At 58.5% G+C, this 24,400-nt stretch carries 21 protein-coding genes; 14 read left to right on the top strand and 7 right to left on the bottom strand.

From position 1 onward, the window contains the following. Positions 1 to 271 precede the first annotated feature (271 nt). The 3 genes from PDR5_RS14350 to PDR5_RS14360 all read left to right on the top strand — a co-directional run bounded on the left by PDR5_RS14350 (position 272) and on the right by PDR5_RS14360 (position 2,728). Positions 272 to 1,018 (top strand): YkgJ family cysteine cluster protein, encoded by a 747-nt coding sequence (locus PDR5_RS14350; RefSeq protein ID WP_064596486.1) that lies wholly within the window; start codon positions 272 to 274, stop codon positions 1,016 to 1,018. Positions 1,019 to 1,416: 398 nt separating this feature from the next. Beyond that, the gene (locus PDR5_RS14355; RefSeq protein ID WP_064596489.1) at positions 1,417 to 1,761 is read left to right on the top strand and encodes a hypothetical protein; all 345 of its coding nucleotides are present in this window, start codon (positions 1,417 to 1,419) and stop codon (positions 1,759 to 1,761) included. An 88-nt stretch (positions 1,762 to 1,849) separates the two neighbouring features. Then, a complete protein-coding gene (locus PDR5_RS14360) occupies positions 1,850 to 2,728 on the top strand; it encodes an AraC family transcriptional regulator (RefSeq protein ID WP_064600813.1) in 879 nt (292 codons plus the stop codon). Between the two features lie 104 nt (positions 2,729 to 2,832). Here the strand turns inward: PDR5_RS14360 and tatA are convergent, their stop codons facing one another. The 5 genes from tatA to PDR5_RS14385 form a co-directional block, all read right to left on the bottom strand. Continuing rightward, positions 2,833 to 3,054: a twin-arginine translocase TatA/TatE family subunit gene (gene tatA, locus PDR5_RS14365; RefSeq protein ID WP_064596492.1), complete on the bottom strand. Its 222-nt coding sequence runs from the start codon at positions 3,052 to 3,054 to the stop codon at positions 2,833 to 2,835. Between the two features lie 99 nt (positions 3,055 to 3,153). After that, on the bottom strand, positions 3,154 to 5,394 hold the full coding sequence (locus PDR5_RS14370) for a xanthine dehydrogenase family protein molybdopterin-binding subunit (protein ID WP_064596495.1): 2,241 nt from the start codon (positions 5,392 to 5,394) through the stop codon (positions 3,154 to 3,156). Positions 5,395 to 5,406: 12 nt separating this feature from the next. Beyond that, the gene (locus PDR5_RS14375; RefSeq protein WP_064596497.1) at positions 5,407 to 5,880 is read right to left on the bottom strand and encodes a (2Fe-2S)-binding protein; all 474 of its coding nucleotides are present in this window, start codon (positions 5,878 to 5,880) and stop codon (positions 5,407 to 5,409) included. Positions 5,881 to 5,985: 105 nt separating this feature from the next. After that, positions 5,986 to 6,369 (bottom strand): putative quinol monooxygenase, encoded by a 384-nt coding sequence (locus PDR5_RS14380; protein WP_064596500.1) that lies wholly within the window; start codon positions 6,367 to 6,369, stop codon positions 5,986 to 5,988. Positions 6,370 to 6,523: 154 nt separating this feature from the next. Next, the gene (locus tag PDR5_RS14385) at positions 6,524 to 7,438 is read right to left on the bottom strand and encodes a LysR family transcriptional regulator (RefSeq protein ID WP_039768298.1); all 915 of its coding nucleotides are present in this window, start codon (positions 7,436 to 7,438) and stop codon (positions 6,524 to 6,526) included. 270 nt (positions 7,439 to 7,708) lie between these two features. On the opposite strand from PDR5_RS14385, the gene PDR5_RS14390 reads away from it, so the two are divergent. The 4 genes from PDR5_RS14390 to pgm all read left to right on the top strand — a co-directional run bounded on the left by PDR5_RS14390 (position 7,709) and on the right by pgm (position 13,933). After that, complete coding sequence (locus PDR5_RS14390; RefSeq protein ID WP_064381679.1) at positions 7,709 to 8,731, top strand: zinc-dependent alcohol dehydrogenase family protein; 1,023 nt, start codon at positions 7,709 to 7,711, stop codon at positions 8,729 to 8,731. Between the two features lie 544 nt (positions 8,732 to 9,275). Continuing rightward, a complete protein-coding gene (locus PDR5_RS14395) occupies positions 9,276 to 10,730 on the top strand; it encodes a hypothetical protein (protein ID WP_064600815.1) in 1,455 nt (484 codons plus the stop codon). Between the two features lie 49 nt (positions 10,731 to 10,779). Next, complete coding sequence (locus PDR5_RS14400) at positions 10,780 to 12,210, top strand: aminotransferase-like domain-containing protein (RefSeq protein ID WP_064596503.1); 1,431 nt, start codon at positions 10,780 to 10,782, stop codon at positions 12,208 to 12,210. 76 nt (positions 12,211 to 12,286) lie between these two features. After that, positions 12,287 to 13,933, top strand: coding sequence for a phosphoglucomutase (alpha-D-glucose-1,6-bisphosphate-dependent) (gene pgm, locus PDR5_RS14405; protein ID WP_064596506.1), 1,647 nt, complete (start codon positions 12,287 to 12,289; stop codon positions 13,931 to 13,933). Positions 13,934 to 13,994: 61 nt separating this feature from the next. Here pgm and PDR5_RS14410 read toward each other — a convergent pair whose 3' ends face one another. Further along, positions 13,995 to 14,690 carry a pirin family protein gene (locus PDR5_RS14410; RefSeq protein WP_064596508.1) on the bottom strand — a complete coding sequence of 232 codons (696 nt, stop codon included), beginning with the start codon at positions 14,688 to 14,690 and terminating at the stop codon, positions 13,995 to 13,997. A gap of 278 nt (positions 14,691 to 14,968) precedes the next feature. Here PDR5_RS14410 and PDR5_RS14415 point away from each other — a divergent pair, with 278 nt between their 5' ends. Beyond that, positions 14,969 to 17,443 (top strand): UvrD-helicase domain-containing protein, encoded by a 2,475-nt coding sequence (locus tag PDR5_RS14415; RefSeq protein ID WP_064596511.1) that lies wholly within the window; start codon positions 14,969 to 14,971, stop codon positions 17,441 to 17,443. 57 nt (positions 17,444 to 17,500) lie between these two features. Here PDR5_RS14415 and PDR5_RS14420 read toward each other — a convergent pair whose 3' ends face one another. Next, positions 17,501 to 17,773: a DUF1652 domain-containing protein gene (locus PDR5_RS14420; protein ID WP_064600817.1), complete on the bottom strand. Its 273-nt coding sequence runs from the start codon at positions 17,771 to 17,773 to the stop codon at positions 17,501 to 17,503. Between the two features lie 263 nt (positions 17,774 to 18,036). On the opposite strand from PDR5_RS14420, the gene PDR5_RS14425 reads away from it, so the two are divergent. From PDR5_RS14425 to PDR5_RS14450, 6 genes are all read left to right on the top strand, one after another. After that, entirely contained in the window at positions 18,037 to 18,852 is an 816-nt protein-coding gene (locus PDR5_RS14425) for a helix-turn-helix domain-containing protein (RefSeq protein ID WP_064596514.1), read from the top strand. Positions 18,853 to 18,903: 51 nt separating this feature from the next. Further along, on the top strand, positions 18,904 to 20,310 hold the full coding sequence (locus PDR5_RS14430) for an NAD(P)/FAD-dependent oxidoreductase (protein ID WP_064596517.1): 1,407 nt from the start codon (positions 18,904 to 18,906) through the stop codon (positions 20,308 to 20,310). A gap of 29 nt (positions 20,311 to 20,339) precedes the next feature. Next, positions 20,340 to 20,684: a cupin domain-containing protein gene (locus PDR5_RS14435; RefSeq protein WP_064596520.1), complete on the top strand. Its 345-nt coding sequence runs from the start codon at positions 20,340 to 20,342 to the stop codon at positions 20,682 to 20,684. Positions 20,685 to 20,740: 56 nt separating this feature from the next. Further along, on the top strand, positions 20,741 to 21,826 hold the full coding sequence (locus PDR5_RS14440; protein WP_064596523.1) for a polyamine ABC transporter substrate-binding protein: 1,086 nt from the start codon (positions 20,741 to 20,743) through the stop codon (positions 21,824 to 21,826). A 388-nt stretch (positions 21,827 to 22,214) separates the two neighbouring features. Continuing rightward, on the top strand, positions 22,215 to 23,681 hold the full coding sequence (locus tag PDR5_RS14445; RefSeq protein ID WP_064596527.1) for a serralysin family metalloprotease: 1,467 nt from the start codon (positions 22,215 to 22,217) through the stop codon (positions 23,679 to 23,681). A 93-nt stretch (positions 23,682 to 23,774) separates the two neighbouring features. Then, entirely contained in the window at positions 23,775 to 24,200 is a 426-nt protein-coding gene (locus PDR5_RS14450; RefSeq protein ID WP_156669335.1) for an AprI/Inh family metalloprotease inhibitor, read from the top strand. The last annotated feature ends 200 nt before the right edge of the window (positions 24,201 to 24,400 follow it).

Genomic DNA, 24,400 nt, shown 5'->3' on the forward strand with positions numbered 1-24,400 from the left:
TTTGGCCGTGGTGCGCAACTGCGAACCTCGGTCAGCGTGCCTCAGCCACATCAATATCAGTGGGGAGGCCCAGACCACTCGACGAGTAGCTCCCGCCGCTCCTCAATCTCCCGCATTTGAGATCGCTTGAATCGAGCAAAGATGCCACTCGATCGAGCAAACGCAACCGCGCTGCATTTCACATACTCCCAAGGTGCCTCAAGACCTGCCTGTGCTGTGGGCAGGTGGCGGGTGTTTCTGTGGAAAGTCGAACTTACAGGCGAGTAGGGATATGCAAAACAACAGCATCCGGTTTGCGTGCAATGGCTGCGGGATCTGCTGCAAGGGGCGGTTGGTTCCACTGACTTTGAACGAGACAAGGCAGTGGCTGGAAAGAGGTCATGAGGTCGCGATCATACTGGAGGCATTTGAACAGTCCTTCTGGACTGCTGGGCCGCAACAGTTTGCCCACGCCGCAGGACGCGCAGTCGAGGTGCCTTGCGGTAATTCTCATGTGCGGGCCATTGCAGTGTTTGCGGGTAATGCGCTGGTGCAATGCCCAAGCCTCGGCGATGACGGTCGTTGCGGCATCTATGAAGAGCGGCCGCTGGTGTGTCGTATATATCCGGCGGAGATCAATCCGTTCATTGCGCTTGATCCGGAACACAAGATTTGCCCGCCCGAAGTCTGGGAGGAGGGTGAAGTGTTGTTTACAGATCGGATCGTTGATCCGGTTCTTGCTGATCAGATTGAACGCTCCCGCCAGGCTGACAGAGAGGATGCGCAGGCAAAAATTGCGCTTTGTGAAACCTTGGGGCTGAACGTGGCTGCATGGAAAGGAAATGCGCTGGCGGTGTACTTGCCAGATCGCCCTAAGCTCGCCGAGGCGATTGCCCGCTACGATGCTGGAAAAGTGGGGCATGCTCGTTCCAACTGGAAAGTCCGCGTCGATGCTCCGGCGTTGCGCGAGCAGCTTCACCAGGTGGGCTTGGCGTTTGATGACCAACTGCCCACTGACTACATTTTTCATGCGCTGTAGGTGTCAGGCGTTCTGATTGATTCGGGCAGCTTTCATTTCTGAAATATATTGAAATAACTAGGTCTGCGGGGTTGATGTTGCTTGATAAGCGTTGAATCAGGCAATCAATCGCCTTGATCGGGCAAGAAGCGAGGTTCGTTGGCGCAGCATACTGAGGCCATGCTGATCAACGATGAAGGACCTCAAATGGCCTCTCTTCTGGCTCCCTGCGTATTAAAGGACGCCTGGACCTGGTTGGTTTCGCTCGAACCTTGCCGGCAAATCCTCGCTGGTCATTCCAGGCAGTACTCGATCCGGACATTGCGGGCCCCCGCGCGGCGTATTCAACCGCTTGTTCACATGGGCATGAAAACTGGAAGTGCACGTCGGCCGTACGATAACTTTTTTGGAGAGCCTTCATGAACTGGTCAAGACGAAACTGCGGCTTCAGTCACTTCGTTGAGTTTACCGTCGACCCTATCCACATGCCGGAACTGGTGGCGTCGTTGATGAGCCGTATTGAACGCTTTACCTGCTCATGTCCAGGGTTCATCAGAGCGTGCGTGCAAGTGAGTGACGAAGGCGATCACGCGCTCATGCAGCTTCTCTGGTCCTCCAGGGAACACGCGGAGCAAGCGCTGGAGAGGGCGCAGTGCCTGGAGCTCGATCTGTTTCACATGGCGGGCCAACCTTCGGCTAAAGCACTGCTCTTCAGCTCCTTCAATGTCGTCGCGCAGATGCAAGCGCAGCACTTGTCGACGTGAGGATGAGTAATGGCTTGAATCGTGCCCATCTCTAAGTCTGGTTTTTTTGGAGTTGAATGTGAATAGCGATGTGTCTAACGACCAAATCATGACTGATATCACGCGTCTCGCTAAATCGGTCAGTCAGTTGGTTCCTGGCGATGGTGACCGCATTACCGACATTCCCGGTCTGAGCCTGCATCGGCGTAAAGCCGTTACGGCGCCCATGCACTGTATCTACGGCCTGGGAATTGGCGTGACCTTGCAAGGCGGCAAGCAGGTGATCGTCGGCAGTGAGGTGCTCCCCTATACGCCCGGCGAGTCGATGGTGACCAGTGTCGATCTCCCGGTCACTTCCCATGTCACTCAAGCCAGCGCGCTCAAGCCATTCCTCGGCATGATGCTGGCTCTCGACAGTACCACCGTGACGCAGGTCGCCGAGCGCATGCGGTTATCGCAACGTATGCGAGATGACGCGTTTCGTCCCGTGACCGTACAGCCTTTGGATGTGGGGGTGCTGGATGCGCTGAGGCGCTTGGTGGACCTGCTCAAAGAACCCCACTGGATTGAGACCCTCGCGCCGCTGATCAAGGAAGAGATCATTGCCCGGCTGTTAAACGGAACCCATGGGCCGCAGTTGCTGCATGTCATTGCCGCCGGTTCACCCAGCCAGCAAATTGCCAAGACATTAGCCTGGCTCAAAGTTAATTTTCGTCAGGCGTTGCGCATGGATGATCTAGCGGTACAAGCGCATATGAGCCCTTCCACGTTTCGCCAACACTTTCGGGCCGTGACCGGGATGAGCCCGCTGCAATATCAGAAGCAGTTGCGGCTACAGGCAGCTCGACAGTTGATGCTCAGCCAGAATATCGATGCAAGCAGTGCGGGCGGGCTGGTGGGGTATGAAAGCTCATCGCAGTTCAGCCGCGAATACAGTCGTCTGTTCGGAGAGCCACCTCAGCGCGATATCAAACGGATTCGCATGTGACGTTAATGGTTGGTTGTGGGATGAGCCTGCAACAGAGACCTTTGTGTTGTCCTGTTCCGATCTCCCATAAGAGGCCACCGATAGGTGCGTAACCCCTAGTTTTTCTAGGCCTCTCCAGCCTCGAACCGGTGGATAGAGTTGACGGGGGCCTGCGCGGTAGAAGCCAGCTCCTCAGGTTTGTTTTCCTCCTCGCTCATGGCTCTGCGAAAGCCTTTGATTGTCTCCCCCATATCCGTGCCCAGGGTTTTCAGTTTTTTCGTGCCGAAGACCAAGACCACCACGACCAAAATGACGGCCCAGTGTTTCCAATCAAAAAATAGCCACATTTATTTCCTGGCGAGATTTAACGCTGATTGCGGGTAGTCAGCGCCTGGCGATCATGGTGTAACAGCACACCATCATAGCCAGGCACTTGCTTCGTCGATTTATGCGAGTTTGAAGGGCAACTGACGTATTGGCTTACCCGTCAAACTGGCTATGGCGTTTGCAAAAGCGGGGGCCAGCGCTGGCAGGCCGGGCTCACCCATCCCGGTGGGGGGCTCTGCGCTTGGCACTACATGAACCGCGAACTCGGGCATGTCGGTGATGCGCGGGACGCTGAAGTCAGCAAAGTTGCTTTGTTGCACTACGCCTTCTTTCAGGGTGATGGCACCACCCGGCAGGCACATCGACAACCCCATAAGCGCAGCGCCTTGCACCTGGGCTTCAACGCTGCGTGGGTTGACGACCAAATTGCAGTGGACGCCAGCAGTCACATGGTGCAGCACCGGGCGACCGTCTTGCACTGAGGCTTCGACGACGTAAGCGACTACCGAACTGAACGATTCGTGTACGGCCACCCCCCAGGCACGGCCGGCAGGCAGCTGGCGTTTGCCATATTCGCTTTTGTCCACCGCCAGTTGCAGTGCGGCCCGATGGCGCGGACTTTGGTCGGCAAATAGCTTCATCCTGTAATCAACTGGATCCTGCTTAGTTTTTCGGGCGATCTCGTCGATCAGCGTCTCCATCACAAAGGCCGTATGGGTCGACCCCACGCTGCGCCACCACAACACCGGTACGTTGAGTTCCGGGTGATGAACCGTCAGGCGCATTGGCAGCGGATAAGGGGCACGCATCCCCTCTGTCGCGGTGGGATCGATACCGTTCTTCACTTGCCCGCCGAACACGGTACCAACGAGGATGGATTGCCCGATCAGGGCGTGATCCCAGGCCAACACCTTACCGCTGTCGTCAAAACCGATACGCGCCTGGTGCAGATACATGGGGCGGTAGTAGCCACCTTTGATGTCGTCTTCACGGCTCCAGAGGGTGCGGATAGGAACGGTCAGTCCGGCGACACGCGCAGCTTTGGCCACCTCGCAAGCCAGCACAATGAAATCACTGCTCGGCACGCCGCGGCGGCCAAAGCCACCGCCAGCCGTTTGCACGTTGATCTGTATTTGTTCTGGCTTAAGATTCAGCACCTTTGCGGCAGCTGTACTGTCGCCGCCAGGGAACTGAGTGCCAACCCATAGCTGTGCGCGCCCCTCAGAAATCTGGACGGTGCAATTCAACGGCTCCATGGGGGCGTGGGCGAGGTAGGGGAATACGAACTCTGCATCCAATTGATGCGGCGCCGAAGCAAGTGGCGTCATGTCGGCATCAAATTGGCGTGGACCAGGTTGGTTGACCAACTTCCGGTACTGCGCCAATTGTTTTTCGCTGTCCACTTTTTCAACGCTGGTCGAGTTCCATTCCACCTTCAGCGCATCACGAGCCAGCTTTGCCTGCCAGTAACCGTCCGCAACCACCGCAACACCTTCGGCGCCGCGGTCCAGCGGCACGCGCAATACCGCTTTTACGCCTTTAATGGCACGGGCTGCGCTGTCATCCAGGGACGCGATTTTTGCACCGAACACCGGTGGGCGGGCAACGACGGCAGTGAGCTGTCCGGGCAAGTGCATATCTATGCCGAAATCCTGCTGCCCACTGCTCTTGGCCTTGGCATCGATGCGCGTAGTGGCCTGGCCAATGATGCGGAAATCCCCGGGATCCTTGAGCGTGACCTTGTCGGGCACGGGCAACGCCATCGCAGCCTCTGCAAGTTCCCCATAGCTCGCTTTATGGCCGGCAGGGCCGAACACCATGCCCGCTTTCGTGGTCAGGCTCGCCACGTCCACGTTCCAACGCGCTGCCGCCGCCGAGAGCAGCATGGCCCGAGCGCGGGCACCCAGCTCGCGGTACTGTGTAAAGCTGTTCTTGATCGAATTGGAGCCGCCAGTAAGGTGTATGCCGAAGAGCGGGTCCTGGTAGGCATTGTTGTTACTGCCGTTGCGGCTGCGCACAAGGCTCCAGTCGGCATCGAGCTCCTCAGCGAGAATCATCGGCAGTCCGGTCTGAACACCCTGACCGAACTCCAGCCGGTTGATCGTCACCGTGACTTCTCCGTTGGACGCGATCTGCACGAATGCAGAGGGCTGCTGACTCGGTTTGAGCGGCGCAACGTCACCGCCGTTGGCCTCCTGCGCCAGCGCCAGGTGAGGAAATGCACCCAGAGCCAGCCCGCCAATGCCGACGATCTTGAGGAAGTCGCGGCGTGGGAGTGTGAAGGAGCCGCGGGCTTGATCGCGTTCGAGCAGATGTTGCAGGGCACGGGGGAGCTCTGTAGTAAAGATGTCGTTCAGCATGGTGAGCTCCGGTCAGGCAAGGACTTTGGCGGCGTCCGCCACCGCCGCGCGAATACGGGCGTAGGTACCGCAGCGGCAAATATTGCCCGCCATGGCTGAATCGATCTCGGCAGCGGTGGGTTGCTTGCCTTTGGGTTGGGCCTTTAGAAAAGCCGTCGCGCTCATGATTTGACCGCTCTGGCAGTAGCCACATTGCGCCACGTCATGCTTGACCCAAGCCTCATGCACGGCAGTACCGATCGGGTCGCTGCCATTTGTCGCGGCTTCGATGGTGGTGATCTTGCGACCTTCGGCCGCGGCTATTGGCGTCACACATGATCGAATGGTCTGACCATCCAGGTGAACAGTGCAGGCGCCGCACAGCGCCGCGCCGCAGCCAAACTTAGTGCCGGTCATCCCCAGGGTGTCACGCAGGGTCCAGAGAATGGGGGTGCTGGGATCTACGTCAACCGTGTATTCACGGCCATTGATGGTGAGGACGCTCATGATAGCTCTCCGGAATGTGTGAGCAGCAATTTGCTCTCAATAACGGCTGACTATAGAGCTGTGCCTTCGGGCCTGATTGCACAATCCGAGCAAATAATTGCCCAATCATTGACCTTGCTGAGCGCTGAGTTGCACCGGGTCGGTTTCTATAAGCGTTCTGGAAACGATCATCGACTTTGTCGTATTCACGTATTTCTGAAAATGGGCAGAGGCGATGTGGCTTTTGTAGGCGGCTTCGTTTGCATAGATTTCGAAGAAGTGAAGGCGGTTCGGGTGGTCCTTTTCCGCCACCGAATAAATCGCGAGCACGCCTGGCTCAAGGCGAACAGAGTCAGCCATTTCCTCCTTGACCGCCGTTTGGTAAGCCGCCAATTGAGCAGGGTCTATCACCAGTTGTGCAATCCGCACGACTTTTGCGGTCGGTTCCGCGGCCAACACCGAACCTACCCAAATGCATCCAAATACACCAGCTATACGCAAGACCGACATGTGCAGTTATTCCAGATAGTGGGGCATCCTTTTCGCACCATCCAATGCATGCCCTCAGATGTGTCCCCAATGTAGCAATCCACTGGAAGTGAACGGATCTACATGGCCTAGGAAAAGCGAGAAATGATCAGATGAACAGCCCGCCCGGCGAAACCTAGAGACTGTCAGGGTCGCCAAAAAACATCTGAATCCGCGACCGTAACCAACGCTCACCCGGATCGTTGTCCTGCGACCCACGCCAGGCCATGTGCAGTTCAAACGTGCGCGTCGGCAACGGTGGATCTTCCGCGCGAAGACCACCAGCCGCCGTCAGTGCTTCCGCCGTGTAATCGGGGACGGTCGCGACGATGTCGGTGCCCGCCAGCAGCGTACCCAGTCCATTGAACTGCGGCACCGCCAGGACCACATGCCGTTTACGCCCGAGTTTTTCCAGCTCTTCATCGACGAAACCACTGAGGTCGCCGGCAAACGACACCAGCGCATGCGGGCGGGCGCAGTAATCGTCCAGACTCAGCGGCCCCGGCACGGTATCGGCGCGCAGCAATTTGGGGGCGCTGCGGCGTAGCACCTTGCGTTTGGCGTTGGCTGGCAGGTCGGTGGTGTAGCTGACGCCGATGGAGATTTCGCCGGAGGCGAGCAGACCGGGCATCAGGATGTAGTTGACGCGACGCACCACCAGCACAATGCCGGGCGCCTCGGCGCGCAGGCGCTTGAGCAGCATCGGCAGCAGCGCGAATTCGACATCGTCCGACAGGCCTATGCGAAATACCGAAGTGCTGGTGGCCGGGTCGAATTCCGCTGCACGGCTGACGGCGGTGGAAATCGAGTCCAGGGCCGGGGAGAGCAGGGCGAAGATTTCCACCGCACGGGCGGAAGGTTCCATGCTGCGTCCGGTGCGCACGAACAAAGGATCGTCGAACAGGCCGCGCAGGCGCGACAGCGCCGCGCTGATCGCCGGCTGTCCGAGGAACAGCTTTTCCGCCGCACGGGTCACGCTGCGCTCATGCATCAGCGTTTCGAACACGATCAACAGGTTGAGGTCGACACGACGCAGGTCATTACGATTCATCTGGAGTCCTGGCAGAGTCATCAAGCTTGACGAGAGCGACCATATGAGAACAATGGCCGGCATGAATCTTACGGGGAAAGGCTGGTACTCTGCACCGGGTAATTCAGCTTTACTGAGAAGGCGGCAGCAGATTTTTCATGGATTTTTTCAATGCTGGCCATGCTGCGGAATCAATGACAGGCATGTCGACTATTAATAGCCACTGATAGTCTTGGCTGGAAAGCCCAGATAGAGTTCAGGGCATTAGAGGTTACTTTGACGAGGTTTGCGATGTCCCGCACGATCCGTTTTCACAAGTTTGGTCCGGCCGAGGTGCTCAAATGCGAAGAGCATGCGGCTGCTCAGCCAGGTCCTGGCGAAGTGCAGGTGCGTGTCGAGGCAATCGGCATCAGCTGGTATGACACGCTGTGGCGCCAGAATCTGGCGTCGTCCCAGGCGCGTCTGCCTTCAGGCCTGGGTCATGAAATGGCTGGCGTGGTCACGGCCATCGGCGACGGCGTCGAAGATCTGGCCGTGGGCGACAAGGTGGCCAGCTTCCCGGCCGAGAGCCCCAATGATTATCCGGTCTACGGCGAACTGATCGTTCTGCCGCGCACCGCGCTGACCCGTTATCCGGACGTGCTCAGCCCGATTGAAGCCAGCGTGCATTACACGCCGCTGTTGATCGCCTATTTCGGTTACGTCGATCTGGCACGGGTCAAACCCGGACAGTTCGCCCTGGTGACCGACGCCAGCCACTGTGCCGGGCCGTCCTTCGTCCAGTTGGGCAAGGCGCTGGGTGTGCGGGTGATTGCCGCTACCAAAACGGCGGAAGAGCGCGAGTACCTGCTGTCGCTCGGTGCCGAGAAAGTGATCGTCACCGAAGAAGAAGACCTGTTGATGCGAATCAACAAGATCACCGACAACCGGGGTGTCGACGTGGTGTTCGACGGGCTCGGCGGGCCACAGATGTCGCTGCTCGGTGATGTGCTGGCGCCCCGTGGAAGCCTGGTGCTGTACGGCTTGCAGGGCGGCAACCAGACGCCGTTCCCGGCCTGTGCGGCGTTCCAGAAGAACATTCAGTTCTTCGTGCACTGCATCGGCAACTTCACCGGCAAGCCAGAGCTGGGCATCATCCAGGACCACGTCGCCTTGCAACGTGCCTTGCGTGATATCAACCAGCTCACCGCCGACCGTGTGCTGCTTCCGCTCAAGACCCGGGTGTTTCCGTTCAACGAGTTTGTCGAAGCTCACCGCTACATGGACGAGTGCCCATGCCGCGAGCGGGTTGCCCTGCAAATCGAAACTGCCTGACCTTCCAATTAGAGTCCGTGGCCCCACGGACTCTTGTGCGTTTTTTCCTTCAGACATCGAGAAACCCTGGGCCAGACGCCTGGGGCTGTTCAGCAACTGAACTGGTTTTTGCTCTCGATCTGTATCTTCTAATTGCCCTTAAGACCCTGATAATTGAATGACTACTTTCATCTCAAGGAATGAGCTATGTCTGTGCATTCTATTTGCTCCGTGCAATATCAATCAGCTGTTTATCATCGCGCCTCAAACTTTTGTTTAATGTTTGTAGGGGCGCTATGTAATCCCTTCTTTTTTTCTTGTGCTCATCGTGCGCAGGGGCTTGTAAGAAGTTTCCTAGGAAAACTCACTTTCTCGAAGAGCCCAGCTACGACGGGGCTTTCGGTCATGCTGCTCGCAAATCCGAGACGCCGCGCGCTCAACTGTTTCAAATAACTACGAAAACTTAAGTGTTAGCATTTCAGCGTCTATTAATTAATGAAGAATGATTGTGCGTTCGCCATTCGTGGCCGCGCGATATAAACCTTTGATACCGGGTGAAGTACTGATGAGCACGATCCATGATCAGGCAATGAATTATGTCTACCAGCAAGTATTGCAACGCCTGCTGAGTTTCTTTTCACGTGCCGAACGCACGGCATTGCAGCTGTTGATCCAGCGCCTGGCGGTTGCTGCGGGGGGGATGGAGCGCATCGGTGAATTCAAGGTATTGGTGACTCAATCCGGTACCCGTGATTGCTGTTACAGCCTGGCCCTGTTACGCGCCGCCCAGTTGAGCATCGCCGGCCGTGCGCCCGCCACATTTCAGTTGCGGGTCGCCACCGTGCGTTGCAATGGCGTACCGGATTCCGCACTGCACAACATGCATCGCAGCTTCAGTGCTCTGTTCCTGCATGACGACCCAAGGGTCGAGCTTCTGATGGTGGATCATCGCGAGATCCTGCCTTTCAACCATCTGGCGCCTGTCAGCGATGAGGGGCGAGAGGCCGGCAGACTCAATCTGCTGATGGTGGGTCATCGTCGTGGACGGGATGAGGAGCTGACACTGTGGGACGACCTGTATCTGACCACTGCCGAGTTCTATGGCCAGGTTGCCCGCTGGAACAACGGTGTCGACGCCTTGATCAGCAGCGACAACGCGCGCCGTCAGGAGCAGTTTATCGACGGTCTCGACCGGGCGGTGCGCAAGGCCGGCATTGGCGAGCTGGTGCGAAGGGGAGTGGGGTTCGATGAACTGTTCGGATTGCTCGACAGCATCGGTGGCGATTGTTATCGCGAGCTCTATTCCGAGGAAGACCGGGTGCCATGGCGGCCGCTGGGTGAGTTCGAGGCCTGTCGCCGCACCAGCTATATCGGCATCGACGATATGGTGGTCGGCAAGATGGAGGAGCGCTGGCCTTTGCTCAGCGATTTTCTTGGGTTCCAAGCCGATGAACTGATGTTTGAAGCGCGTGCCGGTGAATGTAACGACCCCTTGCTCGGTGCCTACCTGAAGGGGCTGCAAGCCAGTTACTTGGAAGGCCGCAGTTACGAGGCCGGTGTATCGGACTATCTGCAGCAATGCCTGGCGATGATGCGCCGCCGGAACACGCCTGAACAGGTTTGCGAACGCTTCATATCCCGGTTCGGCAATCTCTCCGATCTGGACGGCCAGCGGTCGCTGGCTGCGGCGGCGCTGCAAAAGAATTTCGGCCTCAACGAGGCGCAGGTGGTTTGTCTGTTGTTCGCGCCCTTTATCGATGCCGGCGCCGGCCTTGAACGATTCTTGCGCACTTGCCATCCGGGCATGCTGGTCGCCATGCCCGATCTGCACCGTGCCATGCAGGGCCTGCACGCGCCAGAGCAGGTTCTGCAATGGATGACCGATGTCAGCGGTTTACCCCTGCGACTGATCTGTCGGTTGTATGCAATGGATGCAATCCGGATGGGTGAGCCTTTCGCCAAAACGCAGGAATTGCCCGAGCACGAGGTCACAGCGAGTGATCGTTCGGCGGAAGGTTGAATGTGATCTTGCTGCCCGGCCACGGGGAAGTATCTACGGGCACCGGCTCATGAATGAGTCGCAAACCTCCGATTTTGCCTATCAGGCGGTCTACCGCTACCTGACCCAACTGATCAGCGAACCGGGCAATCAGGGAGCCATTCGATTGCCATCGTTGAGGCAATTGGCCGAACGGTTGAACGTATCGATCTCGACCGTTCAGTACGCCTACGCGCTGCTGGAGAGAGAAGGCCGGGTCTACTCCGTGGCCAAGTCCGGATACTTTGCACAGGCGACATCGACGGTCATGCCCCCAGGACGCGGCAGTGATTTGCTGGAAACGGTCTACGTCAATGCCAGATGCGCTGGCATGCAGGTACTGAGTGCCGATGAGCCGGCGTTGGTTCAGCCCCTGGATCGTCCCTTGCTGACGCTCGAGCGAGAGCTGCTGCGTCAGTATCCCCAGCACTTGCAGACGCCCGCCCAGCCTTGCGGTGAATTGGAGCTGCGCACGTTGCTGGCGGCCCGCTACACCTCGTCGGCGACACATTGCTGGCACGCCGAAGATGTCTATATCGGTGCCGATCTGAGAGGGGTGCTGGAAATCCTGATCGCAGTTCTCGGGCTGCGCCACTCAACCGTAGTCGTCGAGTCGCCGTGTGACTGGATGATCCTGCGCTTGCTTGAGTCTGCCGAAGTCCGGGTCATTGAACTCCCGATTCAGCCAGACGGGGCGCTCGATCTGCAGACACTGCAGAGGCTGCTCGAAACCGAGCGGGTGCGGCTGATCCTGTTGTCCTCGAAACTGAACATGCCCCACGGCAGTCGTCACCCTCCGGACAGTCGCCAGGCCGTCGCACAACTTCTCGCGAGTCATGGCACCTGGGTTTTGGAGAACGATTGTCATGGCGAGTTGCTGGACGACGATGACGGTGAGCCACTGCGCGAGCTGGTGGATCCCGACCGGCTGTTGATCTTTTCCATGTTCGAAAAAATCATCGGGGTTGAAGCCCCCTATGGGTTTGTCCTGTCGCGACAATGGCGCGCCGATTTGCAGCGTCACTTCCTGTTGCGTTCGTTTCGCCTTTCACCGATCCGGCAAAAGGCCATCGCCCGACTCTATGGAAGCGGGCGGGTCGACCAGCACTTGCCGGTGCTCAAGCGCATACTCAGGGAGCGTCGGACGCGATGGATCGAGCTGATACACGAACGCCTCGGCGACGTTGTGCAGATCATCGAACCCCGGGGCGGTGCAACGATCTGGCTGCATTCTGCGCGCCCGATCACCATGGATGCCGTGTTTCAGCGGTTACTTAAACAACACGTGCTGATTGCACCCGGAGAGCTGTTCAGCCTCCAGGGGCTGCACGCGCAGAACCTGCGTCTGAGTGTGACCGGCAGCGCCGAACTCGAGTTGTTAAGACTTGTCGGATTGCTTGGGGATGCGTTACGACTGGCTCCGCGGGCGGATGTTCGAAAACACCCGGCCTGTGTGCAATAGACCCCATCGCACTCCGGACAAACTGCCAGTAAACTCCCTTGTAATTTCTTGAACCACTCTATTTCAGAGGTTTTGCATGACACTCAGTCCTTTTGCGGGCAAACCGGCACCGGCAGAACTGTTGGTCGACATCCCGCGACTGGTTACGGCGTATTACACCGGTCAACCCGACGCCTCGGTTTCCACCCAGCGCGTGGCGTTCGGCACCTCTGGGCACCGGGGCAGTTCCTTTGATTTGAGTTTCAACGAGTGGCACGTTCTGGCCATCAGCCAGGCGATCTGCCTGTATCGCGAAGCCCAGGGCATCACCGGGCCGCTGTTCGTCGGCATCGACACGCATGCGCTGTCGACTCCGGCAGGGGCCAGCGCCCTGGAAGTACTGGCGGCCAATGGCGTGACCGTGATGATCGCCGAAGGGGATGAGTACACCCCGACGCCGGCTGTCTCTCACGCCATTCTTTGCTACAACCGTGGTCGCACCACCGGCCTGGCCGACGGCATCGTCATCACCCCGTCGCACAATCCGCCTCAAAGCGGTGGCTACAAGTACAACCCAACCAACGGCGGCCCGGCCGATACCCACATTACCAAGTGGATCGAAGCCAAGGCCAACGAACTGCTGGCCAATAAACTGGCAGGCGTCAAACGCATCAGCTACGAGCAGGCGCTCAAAGCCAGCACCACCCATCGCCACGACTACGTGAACACCTACGTGGCCGATCTGATCAACGTCATCGACTTTGATGCCATTCGCGGCGCCAAACTGCGCTTGGGCGTCGATCCGCTGGGCGGAGCAGGGGTGCGCTACTGGTCGGCGATTGCCGAGCACTATCGTCTGGACCTGGATGTGGTGAACAAGGAAGTCGATTCGACGTTCCGTTTCATGACCGTCGACTGGGACGGGCAGATCCGCATGGACCCATCGTCCAGCCATGCCATGCAAGGTCTGATCGGTCTGAAAGAGCGCTTTGACGTGGCCTTCGCCTGCGACCCGGATCACGACCGTCACGGCATCGTCACACCGTCCGGCGGCCTGCTGGCACCGAACAATTATCTGGCGGTTTCGATCGACTACCTGTTCCAGAACCGTCCGCAATGGCGTGCCGACGCGGCCGTGGGTAAAACCGTGGTCAGCAGCGGCCTGATCGATCGCGTGACCAAGCGTCTGGGCCGTCGCCTGTACGAAGTGCCGGTCGGTTTCAAATGGTTCGCTGACGGTCTGTTCGACGGTTCGCTGGGGTTTGGCGGCGAAGAAAGCGCCGGAGCCTCGTTCCTGCGCAAGGACGGCGGTGTCTGGAGCACCGACAAGGACGGCCTGATTCCAGCCCTGCTGGCCGCTGAAATGACTGCCCGCACCGGCCGCGACCCAAGCCAGGCCTACCGTGCGCTGACCGACGAGCTGGGCGAACCGTTCTCGGTACGTGTCGACGCCAAGGCCAATCCGGAACAGAAAGCGCTGCTGAGCAAACTGTCGCCGGAGCAGGTCACCTCGACCGAACTGGCGGGCGAGAAGATCCAGAGCATTCTCAGCAAGGCTCCGGGTAACGATCAGGCCATCGGAGGCCTGAAAGTGATGACCGAAAACGGCTGGTTTGCCGCACGTCCGTCGGGCACTGAAGATATCTACAAGATCTACGCCGAAAGCTTCATCGGCGACGACCACCTCAAGCAGTTGGTGGCTGAAGCGCAAACCCTGGTAGACGGTGCGATCAGCACCCAGTAAATCCAGACAACGGAAAAGGGCGACCCTGAGGTCGCCCTTTTTTGTGCCCGCGATTCGCCGTTCAGGCCAGATCCACCAACACGATCTCGCTGTCTTCCAGCGCCGTGACGGTCAGCACTTGTTCATCAGCCACCGCCACACCGTCTCGAGCTTGTGCGCGCAAGCCGTTGACTTCAATGACGCCCGTCGCCGGAACCAGATACGCGCGACGTCCTGCATCGAGGCGATATTCAGCAGTCTCCCCGGCCTTGATATTGGCCGCCACCAGGCGTGCGTCGGCGCGGATGCGCAGGCTCTGATCGTCGCCAGTCTTGCCGCTGGCGAGGGTTACGAAACCTTCGCGGTCGCCTTTCGGGAACGGTTTGGCGCCCCAGGACGGTGGTGCGCCGGTTTCGATCGGCAGAATCCAGATCTGGAAAATCTTGGTGTCCGTGGCTTCCAGGTTGTATTCGCTGTGGGCGATCCCGGTGCCGGCGCTCATCACTTGGACGTCGCCAGCCTCGGTGCGGCCCTTGTTGCCCAGGTTGTCCTGGTGGCTGATCGCACCTTCACGCACATAAGTGATGATTTCCATGTCACGGTGCGGGTGGGTAGGGAAGCCCGTGCCGGCGGCAATGATGTCGTCGTTCCATACACGCAGGTTGCCCCAGCTCATGCGTTGTGGATCGTAGTACTCGGCGAACGAAAAATGGTGATGGGCATCCAACCAGCCGTGATGGGCGCCGCCCAGCGAGCTGAAAGGTCTGAGTTCAAGCATGATCGTCTCCTCAAAAGGTTCGTCATGGGGCGTGATGCCTGAGCCACGAAGCGAGACCGGTGATTGATGGCAGCCATCATCTATCAGTCAACCATCGAGAAAAAGCGTAAAAACTGCGGCATTCCAATCGAATCGGTTGATATGAAAAAAGCTCGAAACCGTCTCATCCCACCTTCAATTCATCGCCTAAACCAATGACCTGTAAGCATTTCGCTAGAACAAAAAAGCAAATGCAGACACCATAGCCCTCAACAGCCTCACATCCGGAGTCCGTCAGCGTGGCGCAACACACCCCCGATCTTCCCCCCGAACTTCGTCCCTTGGCTGAAATGCCCTGGTTCAAACGCCTGGCGGCGCGTTTCCTTGGCCACGGTCTGACGCAGCTGCGTGCTCAGCACCGTGCCTCGTGGCTGCACGGCCAGGCTGACGGTTTTCGCAGCGGGCATACCGCCGGCGTGGATTACGGGTACAAGGAAGGCAAGGCTGACGGGCTGGAAGAGGGTCGCCAGGTCTTGTTGATTCGCGACAGCCGCAATACCGAGCATCGGCCACCGGGTATCGACAACCACCTGTTCGACGACTGGCGCCTGCCGCTCAGCGCAGAACTGAAGAAGCGCATGAAAGCCGACGTCGCACGCCTGCTGCCTGCGCACGCCCAGCCAAGCGTGGCGCAATGGAAGATGATTTTCAGCGATACCCCGTCAACCTCGGTGATCGCCGGCGCCGGAGCCGGCAAGTCGACCACGCTGGTGCTGCGGATCCTGCTGCTGACTCACTACTTGGGATTTGAGCTGGATTCGATGACCGTGGTGACCTTCACCCGCGAGTCGCGCAAGGATTTCATCAGCAAACTGATCGAACTGTTCGCATTGTGGGGTCGGGCACTCAGTCAGAAAGACGCGCGGGATCTAGTGCGCACCTTCCACTCGCGGATCTTGCCGATGGTTCGTAGCCTGCCGGGGTTCGAGCGCTTGCAGGCATTCGAAAACCTCAGCCACCGCGCGCAGGGTGCAGATGAAGACGTCGACAGCAATCCGTTCGATCTGCGCATCAACGACGCGCAGCGCCAGCAGCTCAACGCCTGTTACCACCGTCTCTACAAAGAAGATCCGCGCTTTGCGCAACTGATCCAGCCGCTGTCCCGGCACGCCTTGCAGCTTAAAGAGCTGGAACGCGATCACCCGGACGTGCAAAAACGCGTCGCTGTGACAGAACTGGCGGCCCGTCGCGATGAAGAGCTGTGCGACATGATCGAAGACATGTGGCTGCGCGCGGGCGCCTGGCCGATCAAGGGCATCGAGCCGAGCCGCCAGACATTCGAAATCAACGGCGCATCGTTCCATTGCCATGGTTACATTCCGAGCCTGGATGCCTGGGTCGTGTTGGGTTTCGATCCTCGGGAAAACTCGCAGGTTTGCCGTCCCAACGCCAAGCTGACGGTTCGTGCAGAGTGGGCAGTCAAACGCACCCTGTTTCAAGCTTTCTGCCGTAAGCCGTTGATATGGCTTGATAGTTACGAATCATCCAGACGTGTATTGGCCACGCTGGCGGGCGATGCCAGCGCCGGCCCGGGCTTCGATTACAAGGTCAAAGGCGAGCTGGCATCCGCGCCGTTGCTCGATTGTTTTGTCGCTGCCGCAGGCTTCATCGAGAACCTGGGCCTGGATGTTCCGGACGCCGTTGGCCGCATGAATTTCGCCAAGGACGATCCGGACCGGTTTTTCTTCGAAGCTTTAAGCCTGTTCTGGCGAGCGCTGGAAGATCACTTGCTGGATCAAAAGCCGCCGGTCATGACCTACAACCGGATGTTTGCCCTGTTCAGCGAGCACTCACCGGAAAACTTCAAATTGCTCAGCGATGAACTGCTGCGGCCAATGTCGCACCTGATGATCGATGAGTTTCAGGACGTTTCACCGCAGATCGTCTCGTGGATCCGCGCCAGCCTCTCGGAAATACGCAGTCGCGGCCCGGCCATGCACGTCGGACGAGGTGCGCAGCGATCGTCGCTGCTTTGCGTGGGCGATGACTGGCAATCGATCTACGGCTGGCGCGGCAGTTCGCCGAGCTACTTCATGGAATTCAACAAGGAGTTCCCGTCGCCGAGCACGACCCGGGTGATGCTCAGCGACAACTATCGCAGCCATCAGCACATCATCGACGCGGCAGAACACATCGTTCGGGCAGCGCCGGCGATCCCGGGCAAGAAGGCCAAGGCCAGCGGCGAGGAGAGGCCGTTGCAGCCAGTCAACGTGCTGGAACGCGACGATCAGGCACTCGGCCAGCGCCTGGCGGAACACTACCAAAAGGGCGATTCAATCCTGATGCTCTATCGAAAAAGTAGCGATAAGTTACTGATAGAGCAGCATATTCAGTCTGTAGTTAATGTGGATTCGAGCTTACCGTACGAGTCCCGGCGTCTGAAGCAACTGACGTATCACAGCGCAAAAGGTCTGCAGGCCGACGCGGTTTTCCTGCTGGGTGACTGCCAGCATCTGACAAGCTCACCGTACAAGAATCAGGTGTACCGCATGGCCGGACTGGGCAAGGCCGGCGACAGCGAACCGTACGACAGCGCGCAGAAAGACGAAATTCTGCGTCTGGCTTACGTTGGCATCACTCGGGCGGTCAGCCATTGCTATTGGTATGTCGAGCCTCAAGACACTCAGGCGGCAAACATGCCTCGAGCTTCGGATCGGGTGGCCAAGGGTAAACCGTTCTTCGTCGATCATCGGCCAGACAAGAAAACAGCCTGACTCCAGCGACTATAAAAAAGCCCGCGTAAAGCGGGCTTTTTGTTTTAAATCATAAACTTATGCATAACTCTTGAGAGATTGCGGAGGAATGAAAGCCTCGAGCTCATCCTCGACCGCTTCGATTATTCGCTCCACATCCGCCGCGTTCATCACCGTGGCACAGGGGATGCCGGCGATGGCAATCAAGGTTTCGCCGCTGGCCCGATCGAACAGGCGAGCGACCAGACTGCCAGGCGCATCCATGGTCGCCTCGAAACCCATGGGATGAAAATGCCAGCGCATCAGCTGGCAGGCATTGGGGAACGTGACTTTGCTTGACCCTTTGATCATGTGTTGCCCGCCTTCTTCATCGAGCGCTTCCGTTTGCTCATGGTAGGTGGGAAGAGCCTTCATTGGCTCAACCGGTGACTGCCTTTAAAAGTAGCATCTGAATGTGAAATTCCTGTGAGAATTTTCAGTTCATTTAGCGATTGCGAGGATTCTTTTGATGTAAGTCACGGTCCACCCCAATCGTCGCCAAAATGCCATCACCACCGGTTGTTGAAGCAGCGCCGGAAGTTGGGCAAGCTCGGTTCTTTTTCCAAGAGTCTCTTATGCACGCCGATGATGACGGCCCGGATCAGAGCCAGGCTACGGCCGAGACGGTCATGCGCTATCACCTGTGCTGGAAACACCGGGACCTGGATGGCGTGATGGCGCTGTACCACCCGGACATCCAGTACAACGATTTCTTCCAGAACCGCGTGCTCGGCCTCGACGAGTTGCGCGAGTACGTTCGGGTCAGCATGCCGCGCGAGTCCGACGAAGCACTGGAGCATTGCGACCGCATCCGTATCGACGGCAACACCGCCTTCATTCAATACGAAGTGACGTTGCGCGGTGGTAACGGGCTGGTGTCGTTTCGCTCCAGTGAAGCGATCGCGGTCAAGGACGGGCGGATCTGGCGGGTCAACGAATATGCCTCGCTGGTGCGCGAACAGGCTGAAAGTCCGACGACAACCCGCCAGCGTCCGGCGGTGAGTCGCCTGGGCCTGTCGCCGCGCCAGTTGAGCTTCATGGCCGATGACTTGCAGCAGTATTTCCAGCGCCAGCAACCGTATCTCGATCCGGAGCTCGACCTGCAACGGGTGGCGAAGGAGTGCGGGTACAGCCGCAACCAGATTTCCTATTTGCTGAATCAGGTGCTGGGGCAAAGCTTCTACCGCTACGTCAATCAGGCGCGTCTGCAACATCTATTGCAGTCGCTGGACAACGCTACGCCGCCGCTGCGCATCGATGAGCTGGCCTTCGCCGCCGGGTTCAATTCACTGTCGGCTTTCTATAGCTGCTTTCGCCAGCACACCGGGCAGTCGCCGAAAGCTTATGCGAAGCAAATTTCTTTGCGGACACGCGCGCAAGACAATCCCTGAGTCCAGCCACTAGGATCGACGCCATCGAAACCTGGATTGGCGGAGTCTTGCATGCCGGCGTGGCGCACTATCAGTTTGTGGATGGACCAACTCGACGAGCCGCTGACCGCGCGCCCGTCGCTTGCGCAGGACCTGGATGTCGACGTGGCGATCATCGGCGCCGGTTACACCGGACTGTGGACGGCGTACTACCTGAAACAACAGGCGCCGAGCCTGAACATTGCCATCATCGAAGCGCAAACCGCCGGGTTCGGCGCGTCCGGTCGCAACGGCGGCTGGTTGATGGGCAATCTGCTGGGCGAGGATCGTTTGCTGGCGGGCCTGTCACCGCAACAACGCCGCGCTTCGTTCGACCTGTTGCACAGCATTCCCGATGAAGTAGAAATCGTCCTGGAACGCGAAGGCATCGACTGCGACTACCGTAAGGGCGGAGTGCTGTATTGCGCCGCGCGCTATCCCGAGCAGGAAGCCAATCTTCGCGACTACCTGAAAAAGCTCCACGCCCAGGGCCTGACCGACGACGATTACCGTTGGCTCAGCCCCGAACAACTGGCGCAGCAGCTGCGCATCGCCAAACCCTACGGCGCCATCTTCGCCCCGCATGTGGCGACCATTCACCCGGCGAAACTGGTGCGCGGTCTGGCGCGAGCCGTCGAAGGCCTGGGGGTGAAGATTTACGAAAACAGCCCGGTGACCCATTGGCAGTCCGGCAGCCTTCGGACCGACAACGCCAGCGTGCGCAGTCGCTGGATCGTTCCGGCCATCGAAGGCTATTCCGTCACGCTGCCACCGCTGGGTCGTTATCAATTACCGGTGCAAAGCCTGATCGTCGCCACCGAGCCGTTGCCCGCTGCGACCTGGGATGCAATCGGCCTCAGTCGGGGCCAGGCTTTCAGCGAGTTCAGCCGTCAGGTCACTTACGGCCAGCGTAGCGCCGACAACCGCCTGATCTTTGGCGCCCGTGGCGGTTATCAATTCGCCGGCCAACTGCGGCATAACTTCGACCTGACCCGCGATGAAGTCGAACTGCGGCGCTACCTGTTCGGCGAACTGTTCCCACAACTGAAAAACGTACAGATCACCCACGCCTGGGGCGGCAACCTCGGCATGTCCCGGCATTTCAAACCGCACATGCTCTGCGAACGGGCCAACGGCATCGCGCTGTCCGGCGGCTATGGCGGGGAGGGTGTCGGCGCTTCCAACCTGGGCGGGCGGACGCTGGCGGATCTGATTCTCGAGCGCGACACCGAGCTGACGCATCAACCGTGGGTGCTGCCCGACGGCGGGATCCACGCACTGCGGGCCTGGGAGCCAGAGCCATGCCGCTGGCTTGGATACAACGCGATCATCAAAAGCTTCGTCCACGAAGACCAGACCCTGGCCAACCCGGCGACTGCGCCCTGGCGGCGCAAGCTTGCCAGCCAGGTGGCCGGGTTCATGGAAGGTTTCATGCACTAAACGTTGTTTACTATCAGACAGGTAACGCCATGAGCATCACCCAATTCAAGAACACCGCCACGTTGCAACTGGATGAGTCCAACCCGGTGGCCGTGCCGCTCGGCACGCCAGTGGCGATTGCCTCGACCACCAGCGTCGAGCGCGACGACGGCGTCGAAACCGGCGTCTGGGAATGCACCCCAGGTCGCTGGCGCCGGCAGATCACTGCTCAAGAGTTCTGCCATTTCATTTCCGGTCGCTGCACGTTCACCCCGGACGACGGCGGCGAAACCCTGCACATACAAGGTGGCGACGCACTGATGTTGCCGGCCAATACGCTCGGGATCTGGGACATCCAGGAAACCGTACGCAAGACCTATGTCCTGATTTTCTGACGTTTTGATCCTTTTGATTGCCTGCCAACAACAATAGCCAATACAGGAATCGATCCATGATCCGAAAGACCCTCGCGCTCGCACCCTTGATGCTCGCCGTTTCCCTCGCTCAGGCGGCGGATACGGTCAAGGTTTACAACTGGTCCGACTACATCGCGCCGGACACCACCAAGAACTTCGAAAAGGCCAGCGGCATCGGCGTCACCTATGACGTCTACGACAGCAACGAAACCCTCGACGGCAAGTTGATGACCGGCAAATCCGGTTACGACGTGGTGTTTCCGTCCAACCACTTCATGGCGCGGCAGATCGAAGGCGGGGCGCTGAAGAAACTCGACAAGAGCCAGTTGCCGAACTGGAAGAACCTCAACCCGGTGTTGCTCAAGGCCTTGCAGACCAACGATCCGGGCAACGAACACGGCTTTCCGTACCTGTGGGGCAGCACCGGCATCGGCTACAACATCGCCAAGGTCAAGGCTGCGCTGGGTGACAACGCGCCGGTGGATTCCTGGGATCTGATCTTCAAACCCGAATACATGGAAAAACTGCAGAAATGCGGTGTGGCAATCCTCGACAACGGCCCGGAACTGTTGCCGGCGGCGCTCAATTACCTGGGGCTGCCGCACCACAGCAAGAATCCCGAGGACTACAAGAAAGCTGAAGCGCTGCTGATGAAAGTGCGGCCGTATGTCAGCTATTTCCATTCCTCGAAATACACCAGCGATCTGGCCAATGGCGAAATCTGCGTAGCTGTCGGTTTCTCCGGCGACATCCTGCAAGCGGAAAACCGCGCCAAAGAGGCGAAGAACGGCATCGACATCGGCTACGAAATTCCCAAGGAAGGCGCTGCCATCTGGTTCGACATGGTCGCCATGCCCGCCGACGCACCGGACGAGAAGGCCGGCTATGCGTTCATGAACTACCTGATGCGCCCGGACGTGATGGCCGGCATCAGCAACTACGTGCACTACGCCAATGGCAACGAACAGGCCGACAGCCTGATCGACCCGGCGATCAAGAACGACACCAAGGTTTATCCGAGCCCGGAAATGATGGGCAAGCTGTTCGCGCTGGAAGCGATGCCGCTGAACATAGACCGGATCCGGACACGGGTGTGGAACAAGATTCGAACCGGCAGCTGAAGGAACAAAGGCGAGGGCGGCACAGCCCTCGCCTGACTATGTTCTGTTGGATCAACTTGATATCAAACCACTGGCATTGCATCGGTAAAGTGCAGCAAAGTGAGACGCTGCTAACAAAAAACAACTTACCGATATTTAATATTTAAATAAGAAATCGTCAGACAATTAGGCAGCCTCACCACACTTTCAAACTTCTTTCGGCGGCACGTGCTTTGTTTACGGGAGTTTCCCGGAACAGTTCAATTTGATCTCGAAAAAATGCTAGACGACAGATTTCAAATTGTGTCAGGTTTCTTACGCCTTCATTGGGCGAGTGATAGGACAATCTCGCCAGAGGTTGTCGCTATCGGACAAAAACTGTTCCATTGCTAAACAAGGAAGTGTGTTTATGTCGAAAGTAAAAGCTAACGCTATTGATACCGCCGAACAGGCTTTTGAGCTGAACGCGGCGCCGCAACCTCTGGCAGCGACCAGCACGGCGTATAACCAGATCAATAGCTTCAGCCATCAGTACGATCGTGGCGGTAACCTCACGGTCAATGGCAAACCCTCCTTTTCCGTCGACCAGGCCGCAACCCAGTTGCTGCGCGACGGCGCTGCCTACCAGGACAAGGATGGCAGCGGCAAGATCGAACTTACCTACACGTTCCTGACTTCGGTATCGTCCAGCACGATGAACAAGCACGGGATCACCGGGTTCAGTCAGTTCAGTGCTCAACAGAAAGCCCAGGCCGTGCTCGCCATGCAATCCTGGGCCGATGTGGCCAACGTGACCTTCACCGAGAAAGCGTCGGGCGGTGATGGCCACATGACCTTCGCCAACTACAGCGGTGGCGTGGACGGCGCAGCAGCGTTCGCCTACCTGCCGGGCACCGGTCCGGGTTACGACGGCACTTCGTGGTACTTGATCAACAGCGGTTACACGCAGAACAAGACCCCGGACCTGAACAACTACGGCCGTCAGACCCTGACCCACGAAATCGGCCACACGCTTGGCCTGGCGCACCCGGGCGACTACAACGCCGGCAACGGCAACCCGACCTACAACGACGCGACCTACGGGCAAGACACCCGCGGCTACAGCGTCATGAGCTACTGGAGCGAAAGCAACACCAGCCAGAACTTCAGCAAGGGCGGCGTGGAAGCCTATTCCTCCGGTCCGCTGATGGATGACATCGCCGCGATCCAGAAGCTCTACGGCGCCAACATGACCACCCGAACCGGTGATACCACCTACGGCTTCAACTCCAACGCCGGTCGCGATTTCCTCAGCGCCTCGTCGTCGGCCGACAAGCTGGTGTTTTCGGTGTGGGATGCGGGCGGCAAGGACACCTTCGACTTCTCGGGCTTCACTCAGAACCAGAAGATCAACCTCAATGAAGCCTCGTTCTCCGACGTTGGCGGCCTGGTGGGCAACGTGTCCATCGCCAAGGGCGTCACCATCGAGAACGCGATCGGCGGTTCGGGCAACGACCTGCTGATCGGCAACAGCGCGGCCAACGAGCTCAAGGGCGGTGCCGGTAACGACATCATCTGGGGTGGCGGTGGCGCCGACAAGCTGTGGGGCGGCGCGGGTTCGGACACCTTTGTGTTCGCAGCCAGCTCCGACTCCAAGCCGGGTGCGATCGATCAGATCCTCGATTTCGTCAGCGGTCTCGACAAAATCGACCTGACCGGTATCACCAAGGGCGCCGGCCTGCACTTCGTCAGCGCCTTCACCGGCGCGGCGGGTGATGCGGTTCTGACGTCCTCGGGCGGCAACAGCCTGCTGTCAGTGGACTTCTCCGGTCACGGCGTGGCTGATTTCCAGGTCAGCACCGTTGGCCAGGCAGCCACCAGCGACATCGTGGCGTGATGTAACACGGGAAAGCGGCGCGTCATGCGCCGCTTTCTTCACTTGCATCGCCGTGACCGGTAAGCAAGGCTACGTGCCGGAGTGAAATTTCCTATGATCCAATTCGCTTTTACCCGCAAAGCGGCGGCGTATCTGTTGCCGATGCTGATGATTTCCGGAGAAACAACCATGGCAAGCAGCCTGAGACTCGAAGACCCATCGGTATTTGCCGGGCAGTGGCAAGCGACCCTGAGCGACCGCAACGACGCTCCAGAGGCACAGGCTTTGCAGGACAAACCGTCGAACACTTGCCTGATCGACCTTGAAGCCAACCAGACGCTGGGCAACGGTGCCGATTGCCTGAGCGCGTGGTTGCAGGACGCGGCCATCGGCTGGTTCCCCGATCCTGACGGTCTGTCGATCACTGGCAAGGAAGGCTCAAGAATCCAGTTTTTCAGCCGACAACGTGATGGGCTTTATCTGAGCACTTTGAAGTCGGGCCTGGTGATTACACTCAAGCGTGCTGTACAGCAACCTTGATGACCAAAACCGACTGACAGTTTAAATATAAAGCACCCCGTTACAGTTATAAGCCGCAGTGCAATAACACGGAGGCCGGTTTTAATCGGGGAAGTTGTTATTGAAGTGTAAGCAAATGCTGGCGGTGTATGTCTCGCTTTCATGGCGAGCAATTAATTTGAAGTCTCGCCAAGCAGGGCGGGAAATACCATTTCAGGAAT

It is taken from the genome of Pseudomonas sp. DR 5-09 (assembly GCF_001655595.1).
Lineage (GTDB): Bacteria > Pseudomonadota > Gammaproteobacteria > Pseudomonadales > Pseudomonadaceae > Aquipseudomonas > Aquipseudomonas pharyngis.

Bases quoted from the DNA above. Each gene is read 5' to 3' on its own strand.
- PDR5_RS14450 (WP_156669335.1), top strand. From the start codon at position 23,775: ATGATCCAATTCGCTTTTACCCGCAAAGCGGCGGCGTATCTGTTGCCG.
- PDR5_RS14410 (WP_064596508.1), bottom strand. From the start codon at position 14,690: ATGCTTGAACTCAGACCTTTCAGCTCGCTGGGCGGCGCCCATCACGGC.
- pgm (WP_064596506.1), top strand. From the start codon at position 12,287: ATGACACTCAGTCCTTTTGCGGGCAAACCGGCACCGGCAGAACTGTTG.
- PDR5_RS14355 (WP_064596489.1), top strand. From the start codon at position 1,417: ATGAACTGGTCAAGACGAAACTGCGGCTTCAGTCACTTCGTTGAGTTT.
- PDR5_RS14375 (WP_064596497.1), bottom strand. From the start codon at position 5,880: ATGAGCGTCCTCACCATCAATGGCCGTGAATACACGGTTGACGTAGAT.
- PDR5_RS14380 (WP_064596500.1), bottom strand. From the start codon at position 6,369: ATGTCGGTCTTGCGTATAGCTGGTGTATTTGGATGCATTTGGGTAGGT.
- PDR5_RS14350 (WP_064596486.1), top strand. From the start codon at position 272: ATGCAAAACAACAGCATCCGGTTTGCGTGCAATGGCTGCGGGATCTGC.
- PDR5_RS14390 (WP_064381679.1), top strand. From the start codon at position 7,709: ATGTCCCGCACGATCCGTTTTCACAAGTTTGGTCCGGCCGAGGTGCTC.
- PDR5_RS14360 (WP_064600813.1), top strand. From the start codon at position 1,850: ATGACTGATATCACGCGTCTCGCTAAATCGGTCAGTCAGTTGGTTCCT.
- tatA (WP_064596492.1), bottom strand. From the start codon at position 3,054: ATGTGGCTATTTTTTGATTGGAAACACTGGGCCGTCATTTTGGTCGTG.
- PDR5_RS14430 (WP_064596517.1), top strand. From the start codon at position 18,904: ATGCCGGCGTGGCGCACTATCAGTTTGTGGATGGACCAACTCGACGAG.
- PDR5_RS14370 (WP_064596495.1), bottom strand. From the start codon at position 5,394: ATGCTGAACGACATCTTTACTACAGAGCTCCCCCGTGCCCTGCAACAT.
- PDR5_RS14385 (WP_039768298.1), bottom strand. From the start codon at position 7,438: ATGAATCGTAATGACCTGCGTCGTGTCGACCTCAACCTGTTGATCGTG.
- PDR5_RS14445 (WP_064596527.1), top strand. From the start codon at position 22,215: ATGTCGAAAGTAAAAGCTAACGCTATTGATACCGCCGAACAGGCTTTT.
- PDR5_RS14400 (WP_064596503.1), top strand. From the start codon at position 10,780: ATGAATGAGTCGCAAACCTCCGATTTTGCCTATCAGGCGGTCTACCGC.
- PDR5_RS14420 (WP_064600817.1), bottom strand. From the start codon at position 17,773: ATGATCAAAGGGTCAAGCAAAGTCACGTTCCCCAATGCCTGCCAGCTG.
- PDR5_RS14425 (WP_064596514.1), top strand. From the start codon at position 18,037: ATGCACGCCGATGATGACGGCCCGGATCAGAGCCAGGCTACGGCCGAG.
- PDR5_RS14440 (WP_064596523.1), top strand. From the start codon at position 20,741: ATGATCCGAAAGACCCTCGCGCTCGCACCCTTGATGCTCGCCGTTTCC.
- PDR5_RS14395 (WP_064600815.1), top strand. From the start codon at position 9,276: ATGAGCACGATCCATGATCAGGCAATGAATTATGTCTACCAGCAAGTA.
- PDR5_RS14435 (WP_064596520.1), top strand. From the start codon at position 20,340: ATGAGCATCACCCAATTCAAGAACACCGCCACGTTGCAACTGGATGAG.